A 14,459-nucleotide genomic window follows, 5' to 3' on the forward strand; every position below is an offset into this window, starting at 1 on the left:
AGTCGAAGGGCTCAACCACCGAAAATCACTCGAACTGACGCCTTGAACTTTAATGTTCAAAATACACAACAACTTAACTTTATACAAAAATAGGGTCTATTTCTTGGTCAATATAAACAATGATGGATTGTTTGATTTCAAAATCCATTGCTTTTAAAATATCGGCATAATTTGCGATTTGCTCCTTATGCTTTGGCGATGGTTTACCTGTCTTATAATCTATGATGGTCGCTTGGTTCCCATCAATTGTAATTCTATCAGGCCGAAGGGAATGTCCATCCGTTGTCAAGATTTCTTGTTCGTTCAATATGTGAAGGTTGTCCAAGAACAGATCTTTCAACTTTGGATGATTTACAACAGCCATAATTTTTTGTTTGATGTCGCTCGCGGCCTCTTTGGGAAAATGCCCCTCAATTTCCAATCGCTCCAAAACCGAATCAACATCGTTTACAGTTTCAATCTGGCTCAACGCAAAGTGGATTACATTCCCCATTTCAATGGCTTCCATGCGTTCATCGTCCCACAAACGGCCCGATTTGGTGGAAATCGTAAACCCCGCATCTTCTTTGGGGCGGGTAACGTAGGAGATATATTTTTCGTTGGATTCCAAAGGTGAACTTGCTATTTCTTTTGATGGAAAAGTTCCAATGGTATAAACCCCGTTCTGGTTTTCAGGTATGTTCTTTTGTTGAACAAATAACTGAAAAAGGTCGGCGTAGGAAGAAGTAGACTCAACAGAAGCAACTTCTTTACCTGCTTCTGTAATCACAAACAACCCTTTAACAGGTCGGGTAAGTGCCACGTAGAGTACGTTCATGGAATCCAACAAGGTTTTTTGCTCTTCGTCCAGGTATTTTTGCTGGGCCACCTCATTGTACTCCAACATATCTTTATTGTTGTTTATGAGGAATTCATCCAACCCTAAAGTTTTATCAGCACTAGTGGCTGGCACCCAAGCTTTCTTTTTCTTACGTTTATCGTCCAGAATTGCATTGGCAAACGGAAAAATCACAAATGGGAATTCAAGACCTTTGGCCTTGTGGATGGTCATAATTTTTACGGCATCCACACCATCGGGAGCCGCAATGGAGAGGGATTCCTTTTTTACTTCCCAATAATTAAGGAAAGCATATACGCTGGGCCCTTCCCTTTTTTCTAAATCGAGCACTTCGTCCATTAAAAAGGAAATATGCGCAACGGAACCTTTATAAAGCTCAAACTGTACAATGGCGGTTTCCAAAATGGTGAGCACAGGTTCTCCCCTTAATTCATTTATATTGAAACTGTATGCACTGGTCAAGAAGGTTTCAATATTTTCCAAGTGTTTGGAAATGAAGTCGTGCTTGCCGTTTTCATTGGGGGATAGATACATTAATATAAGGTAGGCCGCTTCTCGGTCTTTTACATTTTCAAAAATCCTAAGGATGGAAATTAAAAAAGTGACCTTTTCGTTTTTGCTCAACAGTAACGCATCCGAAGAAATAATGGGAATGTTGTGCTGCGCCAAGAAATCTGCCAGCAACATTCCTTTTTTATTGTCCCGCACCAAAACACAGATATCGGCATAGGCGTGGTTTTCCGAAATGATGTGCTGGATGTGCTTAAGCGTTTCCGTGCAATATACCTCGTCCTTATCCTCCACATCTTTATCCAAAAAGGATATTTGGATGTAGCCTCCTGGCTTGTCGTTCGTTTTTTGATGGGAGTCGTTCAAAAATAGGTTCCGATAATCTTCATTGTTGAGCACAGGCGCCACTTCGGTAAAAAAACTATTGTTGAAGCTCACGATTTCGTCATAACTCCGCCAATTGGTGTCCAACGAATAAATACTGGGTTCCACTACAAATGGGTGCGATTTTCCATTGATCAGATCGAGGAACTGCTCCGCCCTGCCGCCACGCCAGCGGTAAATGGCCTGTTTTACATCGCCTACCAAAAAAAGGGAACCACGTTCATGCTTTTCGTCCTCGCTTTCCAAGGCGTTGCCAATGAGGGGCACCAAGTTTTCCCATTGCATTTTGGAGGTGTCCTGAAACTCATCTATAAAATAATGACGGTATTTTTCGCCCATCCGTTCATATATAAAAGGTACAGGCTGATTCTTGATTTCTTTGGAGAGGATGGCATTCAGGGAAGAAATAGGAACAATATCCCTGTCCAACTCAATATTCTTGATTTCCTTGGCGATTTCGTTCAATACCGTCATTGGCACAATGTTGCCATAAATGTTTTGCAGATAACGATGCCGATAAATGAGTTGTTTTATTGCGAGATAGTGTTCCAAAATGGTTGCGGCCAAACGGGTAACGTCCCTTTTGTCGCTGGATTTGAGCAATTTACCTTCCACTAGATTGGGTTCCAAGGTTTTGGCAGCATATAGTTTCTTGGGGTCGAGTTCTCCGTCAACCATTTTTTTAAAATGATTGGGCAAGGTTTTATATGGAAAATCCGCAAAATCAAACCCTTGATTTTCCATTTCTTGAAGTACGGTTTGAGCCAGGTGCTTTACCTTTTCTTGAATGGTTTTGCTCTCGGAAGCGATTCGTTTTTGAATGTCCTGAAAATCCCCAATTGATTTTTCACGTAACGGCTCCACATGTTCCGCATGGTTTTCCTGAAAAAGGAGTTTCCCGATTTCCACCAAATCGTAGGCGATGTTCCAACTTTTGTCATCATCAATTTTTTCGAGTGAAAAGGCAATCAGGACTTCGGTAAGTTTTTCATCGTTTCCGGCTCGTTCCAACAATCTTCCCACGGCTTCTTCCAATAGTAAATCGGTATTGAGCTCTACCTCAAAATTTTGGGACAGGTGCAGATCTCGGGCAAATGTTTTTATGATTTTATGGTTGAATTTGTCTATGGTAGAAATCTCAAAAAAGGAATAATTGTGCAGAATCCGTTTTAGAATGAGTTGGGATCGTTGCCGCAATTGTTCCTCAGATAAATTAAGTTCATCACAAAGTGATCGGAACAAACTTTTCTGCTTTTCGGGAACTTGATCCTGACCAAAAGCGTACAAGTTATCCAAAATCCGGGTTTTCATTTCGTCCACTGCCTTGTTGGTAAAGGTAATGGCCAAAATCTGACGGAATTTTATCGAAGCATCGTTGGAGAGCAATAATTTGAGGTATGCTTTTGCCAGGGCATAGGTCTTGCCCGAACCTGCCGATGCGCTGTATATTTTAAAATTGGACCCCTCCAAAAACGTTTTTCCTGCAAAATAAGGATTCCTTACCTGATGTTAACATGCTTTTAGCGGAATATATATGTTAAAACTTGTATTTTTACGTGAATTGATTAATAACCTAAAAAAACAGAATATTATGGCTTTTGAATTACCTAAATTACCGTATGCATACGATGCATTGGAACCACATATAGATGCTAGGACCATGGAAATCCACCATACCAAGCACCACAATGGCTACACCACTAAATTGAACGGAGCCATCGAAGGAACAGATTTGGAAGGAAAGGGGATCGTGGATATCCTTTCTGGTTTGGATATGTCCAATGCCGCTGTTAGAAACAACGGAGGCGGATTTTTTAACCATAGCCTTTTTTGGGAAGTAATGTCCCCAAACGGAGGCGGAAAACCTTCAGGGGAATTGGCTTCTGCAATTGACGAGGCTTTTGGTTCTTTTGATGCTTTCAAAGAAAAATTTTCCACTGCCGCCGCTACCCAATTTGGATCAGGTTGGGCATGGTTGTGTGTGCACAAAGGAGGAAAAGTGGAAGTTTGTTCCACCCCTAACCAAGATAACCCCATTATGCCAGGAGTGGGTTGTGGTGGTTACCCGATTTTGGGATTGGATGTATGGGAACATGCATATTATTTGCATTATCAAAACTTGAGACCAGATTATATTTCAGCATTTTTTAATGTAATCAATTGGGACAAAGTTTCTGAAAACTACGCAGCTAGTAAATAAGAACTGGTTCAATAATAATATGAAAAGCCGTGCACCAAGTGCACGGCTTTTTTTGTTTCTGTTTTTTTAAATAGAAAAGGGTGAGGAAGTCCTCACCCTTTTCGTCCCAAATCTTACCATAAACTTAACCTACTTATGCTATGGCGGCACTAAAATACTGGTATTGTGTAAAATAACAAAGGGTTTTAAAAAATATTTTGTTTTTATGAAGAAAAAGAAATTGTGCAGTTCGTCGATAAAATGGATAAAACCTTGGTAGTCAAACATAAAGAAGCCGGAGCATGCTCCGGCTTCTTTCCCCAAATCTTACCATGAACTTAACCTACTTATGCTATGGTGATTCAAAAGTAAGCCAAGCGATGTTTTTGTGTCCAAGCTTTTAGATGAAACTCCCTTAAATGCGTTGAAGTGTGCAACACAGCCTGATTATTGATAAATGTCAAGAAAATTAAGGGAGGGCGAAAGGTTTACGAGTATACAGAAAATAAAAAAGGTGGAATAGCTTCCACCTTTTTTGCCCCAAATCTTACCATGAACTTAACCTACTTATGCTATGGCAGACACTAAAGTAGGATTGCAGATTTGCCATTGTATAAAAACCCGCTGTTCTACTAGTTTCATCGATGAACTGCACTTTTGCCTTTTTCTCGATTACTTAATAAGCCCTTTCGTTCTTGCCCTCGAAAAAGTTGACAAAAGCCTTGTTGACCACCCTGTTGCCTCCGGGAGTTGGATAATTGCCCGTAAAATACCAATCACCAAGATTTTTTGGGCAAGCGCTGTGCAGGCCTTCAATGGTCTGATAGATGATCTCTACTTCTGCGTTGATACCTTCGGGGCTTAAAATCTCACCGATTTTCTTTGAAATTTGCTTGGCAGAGAACGGGGCATAGAACTCTTGTACATAGTTTACCGCATTTTTATTTGAGGGATTGGTCTGTGTGAGACATTTTTCATAAATCTCCTTTATTTTATGAGTGGTACCGTGTTCTTCATGTAAGGCCAATGCCGCTCTAAATGCTACAAAATCTTCCAATCGGGCCATATCAATACCGTAACAATCCGGATAACGTATTTGCGGAGCGGAGGACACCACCACTATTTTCTTTGGGGATAAGCGGTCCAAGATTTTGAGGATGCTTCGCTTTAAGGTGGTTCCACGAACAATACTGTCATCTATAATAACAAGGTTGTCCGTAGGTTTTACCGAACCGTAAGAAATGTCGTAAACGTGTGTCACCAAATCGTCCCTGCTGCTATCTTGGGTGATAAAGGTTCTGAGCTTCGCATCTTTAATGGCCACTTTTTCTATTCGTGGTCTAATGTTCAATATTTTATGAAGCTCTTCCCCGGTCATTTTTGATCCCAAGGCCAAAATCTGTTCTTCCTTTTTCTTGTTGAGGTAGTTCTGGGCCTCTTTTACCATTCCAAAGAAAGACGTTTCTGCCGTGTTGGGGATATACGAGAAAACCGTATTCTCCAAATCGTTGTCTATGGACTTCAATATTTCCGGAAATACCAGTTTCCCCAATTTTTTTCTTTCTTGATAGATTTCCTTGTCGCTGCCACGGGAGAAATAGATGCGCTCAAAAGAACAGGCCTTCCGTTCGGTGGGCTCCAAAATTTGTTTGAGCGCCATGGAACCATTTTTTTTAATAATAATGGCATGTCCGGGGTCCAGTTCTTTTACATCATCAAAATTAATGTTGAAGACCGTTTGTATTACCGGACGTTCCGAAGCCACGACCACAACTTCATCATCTTGGTAGTAATAAGCTGGGCGTATTCCCGCAGGGTCTCTCATTACAAAGGCATCACCATGGCCAATAAGTCCGCTCATGGCATACCCGCCATCCCAATTTTTTGAGGCTTTCCTCAATATCTTGCCTACGTTCAAACGTTCTGCAATCAATGCAGATGCTTCTCTTTTGGTATATCCTTCTTTCTTGATCTGTTTGTAGAGCTTGGCCACGGCATCATCCAAAAAGTGACCGATTTTTTCCATTACCGTAACGGTATCGGCTTTTTCCTTGGGGTGCTGCCCCAGCTCCACCAAGTTTTGGAAGAGTTCATCAACATTCGTCATGTTAAAGTTTCCGGCAACAATAAGGTTGCGGTGCATCCAGTTGTTCTGCCTTAAAAATGGGTGTACGCTCTCAATACTGTTTTTTCCGAAGGTGCCGTAGCGAACGTGCCCCATCAAAAGTTCACCAATGTAGGGAATGTTCTTTTTTTGCCAAGCCACATCGTCTTCACGATCAGGATGCTCGGTCAACGCGGTATTGATACGGCTGTTGATTTGGGCAAAAATATCCTGAATGGGCTGCTGTTGGGCCGATCGTACGCGGCTCATGTACCTTTCCCCGGGCTCCATATCCATTTTAATGCTGGCAAAACCGGCACCATCTTGTCCGCGGTTGTGCTGCTTTTCCATCATCAGGTACATTTTGTTTACACCATAAAAAGCGGTGCCGTACTTTTCTTTGTAGTACTCCAGAGGTTTAAGCAAACGGATCAACGATATTCCGCATTCGTGCTTAATGGGATCACTCATAACAAATCAAATAAAAAAGCCCCGAAATTTTCAGGGCAAACAATTTATGTTAATTCAATATTGAACTGTGTCAATTCTTTAAACTGTGCCAAGCGGGTGTCTACCTCGCTCTTTTTTAAATCCACCATGCGCTCCGTGCCAAATTTTTCCACGCAGAACGAGGCTAAATTGGACCCATGGATAATGGCATTCTTCATACTTTCAAAAGAAATGTTTTCTGCCTCGGTCAAATATCCTGCAAAACCACCGGCAAAGGTGTCTCCTGCTCCAGTGGGGTCAAAAACCTCTTCCAAAGGAAGGGCCGGTGCAAAGAAAATATTATCCTTATGAAACAAAAGCGCCCCGTGCTCCCCTTTTTTGATCACCACATATTTGGGACCCATTTCCTGAATCTTCGCGGCAGCCTTGACCAAGGAATATTCGTTGGTCATTTGTCTTGCCTCTTCATCGTTAATGGTAATGACGTCGATTTTTGAAATCACCGTCATCAATTCATCCCAGGTATTGTCCATCCAAAAATTCATGGTATCCAAAACTATAAGTTTTGGTCGTTTTTCCATCTGATTAATTACACTCAATTGGATGTTTGGGTGAAGATTGCCCAACATCACAATATCTGCATCGGTGTAATCACTTGGTACAATGGGATTAAAGTCGGCCAAGGTGTTGAGTTCGGTGGCTAAAGTATCTCTGGAATTTAGGTCGTTATGATACTTTCCTTCCCAAAAAAAGGTCTTGCCGCCCTTTACCACTTCGACCCCGGATAGGTCGATGTCCTTATTTTTTAAAATATCCATGTAAGCTTGTGGAAAATCATCTCCCACTACGGATACAATCGCGGAGTCTATTTTAAATTGTGAAGCTGCCAAACCGATAAAGGTGCCTGCGCCCCCCAAAATTCTTCCTGTTTTCCCGAACGGTGTTTCGATGGCATCAAAAGCCAAGGTTCCCACGATCAGTAATTTGCCCATTCCCTATTTTTTGCTGCAAATATACGCTTTGATATTCCATTTGGAATCATTGGCAGAGGATTTAAGAAAAAGAGTGGAGCAAGCCCAAGTTCAAGTACAAGCATTAAGTTCAAGAGCAAACCTATTCGTGATGATTCGTGAAATTAGTGTCAAAAGGGAAGATAGAACAGAGAAAAAAGAACAGAAAGACAAGCTCAAGTATCAAGTTCGGAGTTATTGGGTTACTGCGTATTGTTACTGCCAACCGACTTCCGACATCAAACACCAAATACCAACAATCAAGTTTCAAATTCCAATAATTCAATAACTGAATAACTGAGTAACTCCCGACTTCGGACCCAAAGACAAGTACAAGCATCAAGTTCAAGAGCAAACCTATTCGTGATGATTTGTGAAATTAGTGTCAAAAGGGAAGATAGAACGGAAAGGCAAGAACCAAGACTCAAGTTTGGAGTTATTGTGTTACTGCTCACTGTTACTGCCAACCGACTTCCGACATCAAACACCAAATTCCAACAATTCAATAACTGAGTAACTCCCGACTTCGGACCCAAAGACAAGTTCAAGCATCAAGTTCAAGCTCAAAAGAGGATGTGTCTAGCATCTCACAGCTACTTTCTGCCAAAGTCGGCTGGAATTTCGCCCCAAGCTTTGGTTTCCCACTTCACGATCGGAGTGTTGAACCGGTTCTTTTTGAGCCATTCCTCGGCCCTTTCTATTAGCTCAAAAAGTTGGGCGTTCTTGGCTGTTTTTTTCAGCTTGGTGCCACACTTTTTCTTTCGCACCCACCCGATTGCTATTCTGGAATCGGAATAAAGAATGCGATCGCTTTTTTGTTGTTTTAAAAACGCAAGACCATGCACCAATGCCAAAAACTCCCCAACATTGCTAGTTCCTTGCTCAAAAGGACCTTGGTGAAAAAGAACTCTTTTACTTTTGGTATCCACACCGCGATATTCCATTTTTCCCGGATTGCCGCTCGATGCTGCATCCACGGCAATGGAGTTGTAGTTGGGGTCACCGATTTTTAGCAGCTCTTCCGGGCTAAGCTCTTTTTTGCCCTTGGATTTGCCTTTGTACTCCAAATAATTGCTGTTGAAGGCCTTTTTGGCTTCTTCAAAAGTGGTGAACGATTTGTACTGAGCCCCCTTTACGCCATCAATTTGGGCTTTGCAATCGGCCCAGGACTCAAAAATGCCGGGATGCTTGCCCTTCCAGACTACATAAAACTTTTTCTTCTTGGCCATTTAGGATAAAACTTTTTCAATCACTTTAGGAAAATGCTGGTATTCCAATTGGTGTACTTTTTGGGCAATAACTTCTGCATTATCCGAAGGTTCCACTATGGTTTTAGCTTGAAAGATGATGGCACCCTCATCATAATTTTCATTTACATAATGTATGGTAATGCCGGTTTCGGTCTCTTTGTTTTCTTTTATGGCCTGATGGACCCTGCTCCCATACATGCCCTTTCCGCCATATTTGGGCAATAAGGCAGGGTGAATGTTAATAATTTTATTGGGGAAGGCATTAATAAGGTTTGATGGAATCTTCCAAAGAAAACCGGCAAGCACAATTAAATCTGTATTAAGTCCTTGTAAAATATTTAGGACCGCATCAGAATCTTTAAAAGCGGGTTTATTAAAATAAAAGGCGGGCACCCCAAGACGGTCGCAACGTTCAAGAACCTTGGCCGAGCTCTTGTTGGTGAGCACCGCAGCTACGGTCGCCTCTGGTTTTTCACGAAAAAAGGAAATAATATTTTCTGCATTCGACCCGCTGCCCGATGCAAAGATTACAATTCGTTTCATTCGTTAGGAATTGATATGATTTTGGACTAAATTACGTCGGCTAAAGTAAGGTACAGTAATTTAAGATGTTTAATTTGGAGCACATTTTATCGACAAATGGTGTATTTAATCCAAAGTTTTATATTTTTGCCAACGATTTAAATTTTTAAAACCACAATAATTATGTCAGACATTGCATCAAGAGTAAAGGCTATCATCGTTGATAAACTAGGTGTAGATGAAAATGAAGTAGTTGCAGAAGCTAGCTTTACCAACGACTTAGGAGCGGATTCCTTGGACACTGTTGAACTTATCATGGAGTTTGAGAAAGAATTTGATATTCAAATACCAGATGACCAAGCAGAGAACATTGCCACTGTTGGTCAGGCCATTAGCTACATCGAAGAAGCTAAGTAATTATATGATATATCGCTGAAGATTTTAAATTATCCATGTGGTGGTTATCACATGGATAATTTTTTTTATAATTTAGGTCTAAAGGGTAAAAAAAATAGTTCAATGCAGTTAAAGCGAGTTGTGGTTACCGGAATGGGAGCGTTAACGCCCATAGGTAACAATTTGGAAGCTTATTGGGAAGGACTACGGACCGGTAAGAGCGGTTCTGCCCCCATTACTTATTTCGATACCGAAAAATTTAAAACAAAGTTTGCTTGCGAGCTTAAGGGGTATGATCCTTCAGATTATTTTGATCGGAAGGAAGCCAGGAAACTGGATAAGTTTGCCCAATATGCCCTGGTGTCCTCGGATGAGGCCATAGCAGACTCTGGAATCGACTTGAACGTTGTGGACAAGTTTAGGGTAGGCGTTGTGTGGGGAGCGGGAATAGGCGGATTGGAAACTTTCCAAAATGAGGTGATTAATTTCGCCGAGGGCGATGGCACACCACGTTTCAATCCATTCTTTATCCCAAAAATGATTGCCGATATAGCACCGGGAAATATTTCCATCAAACATGGATTCATGGGACCCAACTATACCACGGTATCTGCATGTGCATCCTCGGCCAACGCCATGATTGATGCCCTGAACTATATTCGTTTGGGCCACTGTGATGTTATTGTGACCGGAGGTAGTGAAGCTGCCGTTACCCTTGCAGGTATGGGCGGATTTAACGCCATGCACGCACTTTCCACTAGAAACGAAAGCCCAGAAACCGCCTCTAGGCCATTCGACGCTACACGCGACGGATTTGTGTTGGGAGAAGGCGGAGGAGCGCTTATACTGGAAGAATATGAGCATGCCAAAGCTAGAGGGGCAAAAATATATGCAGAAGTATTGGGTGGAGGACTCTCCAGCGATGCTTACCACATGACCGCACCACATCCAGAGGGGATAGGAGTGATAAAAGTGATGGAAAACTGCTTAATGAACGCCGGACTTAAACCGGAAGACGTTGATACCATCAATACGCACGGAACTTCTACACCACTTGGAGATGTTGCCGAATTAAAAGCTATATCCAAAGTGTTTGGAGACCATGCCAAAGAGATCAACATCAACTCCACCAAGTCCATGACCGGACATTTGTTGGGTGCAGCGGGAGCCATTGAGGCCATTGCATCCATTTTGGCAATGGAAAATAATTTGGTTCCACCTACCATTAACCATAGTGTTGTGGATGATCAAATAGACCCTTCGCTCAACTTGACCTTGAACAAGGCCCAAGAACGAGAGGTAAAGGTTGCCATGAGCAATACATTTGGCTTTGGAGGACACAATGCTTGTGTGTTATTCAAAAAAATAGGGTAGTTTTGTAACATGAAACTTACTTCCAAAATATTCAATTCCCATCCAAACGCGGATGGGGATTTTTTTTTGGGAATCAAAAGAATTCTTGGATTTAAGCCCAAGAACATAGAGATTTACAAGACTGCGTTCCTTCATCGTTCCATGAATCAAAAGGACGACAAGGGAAATCCTGTCAACTACGAACGTTTGGAGTTTTTGGGAGACTCCATGCTGGGAACCATCATTTCAAAATATTTGTACAACGAAGTACCTGAGGGCGATGAGGGCTATCTCACAAAAATGCGTTCCAAAGTAGTGAGCCGAAAGCACCTGAACGAATTGGGAAAAGACCTAGGGCTATTAAAATTTGTGGAAAGCAGGATTCCCAAAGCGCATTTTGGCGAAAATATCCATGGGAATGTTTTTGAAGCACTGATAGGGGCCATATATTTGGACAAAGGGTACAATTACTGCGAAAAATTTATTGATGAAAGGGTGATAGAGCCTTATGTGGATATTGAGCAGCTTGAAGGCAAGGTAATCAGTTACAAGAGTTTGGTGATCGAGTGGTGCCAAAAAGAAAAGAAACCCTTCAATTACAATGTGTACGAGGATACAGGTAACGATGAGCTCAAACACTTTGCCGTAAAACTTACCATTGGGGATAGAATGTTGGCAAAAGCTAGGGCCACATCCAAGAAAAAGGCAGAAGAAAAGGCATCCAAACGAGCCTATTTTGCATTGCAGAGCAAGATAGAGAACCAGTAATTTTAAATAAAGGTAAACTCAAACGTTTTCGCTCGTTTTTGTAAGTGTATTGTTTTGTATTAACTAGGCATTCATTAGGATTAAGCCTATATTTACCGTTCGTGTTATGGGCATGTTAACAACGCACAAGATATCAGCTGATCTATATGATGACAGTTTTTCGCTCATCGCCATACACTGTGATTTGGAAGATTATGCCATTACCTATGCCATAAATTCCACCTGTGGGCTATATTTGAAACGGATGAAAAAAGACCTTCATCTCAATGAAAATATGTCTTTCTCCGTATTCGATTGGGACGATGAAATGAACGATGTGTATTGGACACTGATTTCGAACAAGTGCGAAATTGAAGAAGTGATGCCTTCGGAGGGTTTGTTTGGGAACAACATTTCCAGAAGAACAGATTATTTGGTGAAAGAGCGGAAAGATGTGGATTATTTTCTAAAAGTTGATGCAGCAGATGAAGAAATCTTTCTTTCGGAAAAATTGAAATCAATCAACCAAATAACCAAGGTGATAACAGCGTATCCATTAGAAACACAAAACTTAAAATCAAAAAGAAATTTAATCTTTTAACAATGCCAACTAGAAAGAAGACTAAAATTGTAGCGACCCTTGGCCCTGCCACCAGTAAAAAGGAGACCCTAAGGGAAATGATCCTGGCAGGAGTGGATGTTTTTAGAATTAACTTTTCCCACGCCGCCTACGAAGATGTTGCTGAGCGAATTAAAATGATAAGGGAACTTAATGAGGAGTTGGAAATCAACACCGCTATACTTGCCGACTTACAAGGGCCCAAACTAAGAGTGGGGGTAATGGGCGGAGAAGTAATTGTTTCCCCCGGTGATGAAGTAACTTTTGCCACAGGTGAGCCTTTTGAAGGAACCGCCGAAAGGGTGTACATGAACTACAAAAGCTTTCCAAAGGATGTAAAAGCGGGAGAGCGTATTCTATTGGATGATGGCAAACTTATTTTTGAAGTAAAGGCCACCAATGGAGAGAATGAAGTCGTAGCAACAGTAATACAAGGGGGACCATTAAAATCCAAGAAAGGAGTAAACCTGCCCAATACAGATATTTCTTTGCCAGCCCTTACAAAGAAAGACATTAAAGATGCCATTTTTGCAATAAGCCAAGATGTGGACTGGATGGCTTTGTCCTTTGTGAGACACGCTCAAGACATATACGACCTTCATAACTTGATCAAGGAACACACCGAACACAAAATCCCGGTTATTTCTAAAATAGAAAAACCTGAAGCCCTTGAAAATATAGAGGAGATTGTGAAGGCCTCCGATGGACTTATGGTCGCACGTGGGGATTTAGGTGTAGAAATTCCGGCACAGGAAGTTCCATTGATTCAGAAACAATTGGTACTAAGTGCCAAAAAAGGCAGAATACCGGTAATAATTGCCACCCAGATGATGGAAACCATGATTACCAGTTTAACACCAACTCGCGCGGAAGTGAACGATGTGGCCAATTCCGTAATGGACGGTGCCGATGCCGTAATGCTTTCCGGTGAAACATCGGTAGGGAACTATCCGGTTCAGGTTATTGAGAAAATGGCAAGCATAGTAACTAGTGTGGAAGGCTCTAGCTTGATCAAAGTACCCCAGAATCCACCACACATTCGTACTAAAAGATACATCACAAAATCTGTTTGCTATCATGCAGCACTGATGGCCAACGAAATTTCGGCAAAGGCCATTTCCACATTGACCAATAGTGGCTATACTGCTTTTCAGATTTCGGCTTGGAGGCCTGCTGCGCACATTCTTGTTTTTACATCCAACAAAAGGATTTTGACACAGTTAAATCTACTTTGGGGAGTAAAAGCATTTTATTACGACAAATTTGTGTCCACTGATCAGACCATTGAGGATGTAAACCAAATAGCCTGTAAAAAAGGATTTTTGAACGTTGGGGACATGCTAGTGAGCCTAGCGGCAATGCCGATCAAAGAAAAAGGAATGGTAAACACCTTGCGTGTGACCGAGATTGAAAACTGTAACTTCTAAACAGTACCAATCAACAATCTTTAGGGTGCGCAGTGGAAACATTGCGCACTTTTTTTGCAGATTATTTTAAATCCATGTCTGTAATAAGCAAGGGAGCAATGCTCTTGGCCATAAAAATGGGCCAGTCGTTTTTGAACAGGTGACTCTCGGTAACGGCACTTTCGTACAAAAGATAAAGACCGCTCGATATTTTTTCAGTTTCCGCTTTGGACAGATTGGCAATGTTTTCTCCTACAACTTCTCCTAAATACAGTAGCAACTCCTTTTTTTGTTGCTGGATGACGTTCAGAATCTTGGTTTGGTCGGGAGAAAGCTCCCCAAGCGTTTTAATGCCCCAACACCCCTGAAAATTTTCTTCAAGGTACATATCCCTCAAAAGGTCAAAAATGGCGAGCAGTTGACTTTTACTTTCTGTTCGTTGGTTCACATAGTCTTTTAAGCTATTCATAAAGGCACCGTGCCGCTGGTTAAGATAAGCAACACAAATATCCTCTTTGGATTTAAAATGGCTGTACAGTGTGGCTTTGGCAATATCACATTTTGATATGATCTCGTTGATGCCTGTTGAATTGTATCCTTGGTAATAAAAAAGATTGCCCGCCGTGGTAATAATATGTTGGTGCAAATCGCTTCGCTGCATAGAAAAGATGTAATGGTTGTTTTAACGGGG

The 14,459-nt window shown here is 41.6% G+C and carries 12 protein-coding genes; 6 read left to right on the forward strand and 6 right to left on the reverse strand.

What is annotated here, in order from left to right:
- Nucleotides 1-79: 79 nt before the first annotated feature.
- On the reverse strand, nucleotides 80-3,202 hold the full coding sequence (locus AC13CS_RS16015; protein WP_482888864.1) for a UvrD-helicase domain-containing protein: 3,123 nt from the start codon (nucleotides 3,200-3,202) through the stop codon (nucleotides 80-82).
- A 121-nt stretch (nucleotides 3,203-3,323) separates the two neighbouring features.
- Between AC13CS_RS16015 and AC13CS_RS16020 the strand changes: the two genes are divergently transcribed.
- A complete protein-coding gene (locus AC13CS_RS16020; protein WP_293166024.1) occupies nucleotides 3,324-3,932 on the forward strand; it encodes a superoxide dismutase in 609 nt (202 codons plus the stop codon).
- Between the two features lie 655 nt (nucleotides 3,933-4,587).
- On the opposite strand, the gene AC13CS_RS16025 is transcribed toward AC13CS_RS16020, so the two are convergent.
- The 4 genes from AC13CS_RS16025 to purN form a co-directional block, all read right to left on the reverse strand.
- Nucleotides 4,588-6,486 carry an amidophosphoribosyltransferase gene (locus tag AC13CS_RS16025; RefSeq protein ID WP_293166022.1) on the reverse strand — a complete coding sequence of 633 codons (1,899 nt, stop codon included), beginning with the start codon at nucleotides 6,484-6,486 and terminating at the stop codon, nucleotides 4,588-4,590.
- 44 nt (nucleotides 6,487-6,530) lie between these two features.
- Nucleotides 6,531-7,457 (reverse strand): PfkB family carbohydrate kinase, encoded by a 927-nt coding sequence (locus AC13CS_RS16030; RefSeq protein WP_293166020.1) that lies wholly within the window; start codon nucleotides 7,455-7,457, stop codon nucleotides 6,531-6,533.
- A 611-nt stretch (nucleotides 7,458-8,068) separates the two neighbouring features.
- Complete coding sequence (locus AC13CS_RS16035) at nucleotides 8,069-8,704, reverse strand: ribonuclease H family protein (protein ID WP_293166018.1); 636 nt, start codon at nucleotides 8,702-8,704, stop codon at nucleotides 8,069-8,071.
- Nucleotides 8,705-9,268 (reverse strand): phosphoribosylglycinamide formyltransferase, encoded by a 564-nt coding sequence (gene purN / locus AC13CS_RS16040; RefSeq protein WP_293166016.1) that lies wholly within the window; start codon nucleotides 9,266-9,268, stop codon nucleotides 8,705-8,707. It lies immediately after the preceding gene.
- A gap of 162 nt (nucleotides 9,269-9,430) precedes the next feature.
- On the opposite strand from purN, the gene AC13CS_RS16045 reads away from it, so the two are divergent.
- From AC13CS_RS16045 to pyk, 5 genes are all read left to right on the forward strand, one after another.
- Nucleotides 9,431-9,664 (forward strand): acyl carrier protein, encoded by a 234-nt coding sequence (locus AC13CS_RS16045; protein ID WP_009778413.1) that lies wholly within the window; start codon nucleotides 9,431-9,433, stop codon nucleotides 9,662-9,664.
- 102 nt (nucleotides 9,665-9,766) lie between these two features.
- On the forward strand, nucleotides 9,767-11,017 hold the full coding sequence (gene fabF / locus AC13CS_RS16050) for a beta-ketoacyl-ACP synthase II (RefSeq protein WP_482888865.1): 1,251 nt from the start codon (nucleotides 9,767-9,769) through the stop codon (nucleotides 11,015-11,017).
- Between the two features lie 9 nt (nucleotides 11,018-11,026).
- Nucleotides 11,027-11,764, forward strand: coding sequence for a ribonuclease III (gene rnc, locus AC13CS_RS16055; RefSeq protein ID WP_482888866.1), 738 nt, complete (start codon nucleotides 11,027-11,029; stop codon nucleotides 11,762-11,764).
- Between the two features lie 106 nt (nucleotides 11,765-11,870).
- Nucleotides 11,871-12,344: an IPExxxVDY family protein gene (locus AC13CS_RS16060; RefSeq protein WP_293166010.1), complete on the forward strand. Its 474-nt coding sequence runs from the start codon at nucleotides 11,871-11,873 to the stop codon at nucleotides 12,342-12,344.
- 2 nt (nucleotides 12,345-12,346) lie between these two features.
- The gene (gene pyk, locus AC13CS_RS16065) at nucleotides 12,347-13,789 is read left to right on the forward strand and encodes a pyruvate kinase (protein WP_293166008.1); all 1,443 of its coding nucleotides are present in this window, start codon (nucleotides 12,347-12,349) and stop codon (nucleotides 13,787-13,789) included.
- A 61-nt stretch (nucleotides 13,790-13,850) separates the two neighbouring features.
- Here pyk and AC13CS_RS16070 read toward each other — a convergent pair whose 3' ends face one another.
- A complete protein-coding gene (locus AC13CS_RS16070; protein WP_293166006.1) occupies nucleotides 13,851-14,429 on the reverse strand; it encodes a TetR/AcrR family transcriptional regulator in 579 nt (192 codons plus the stop codon).
- Between the last annotated feature and the right edge of the window lie 30 nt (nucleotides 14,430-14,459).

This window comes from Flagellimonas sp. B-3 (assembly GCF_056857835.1).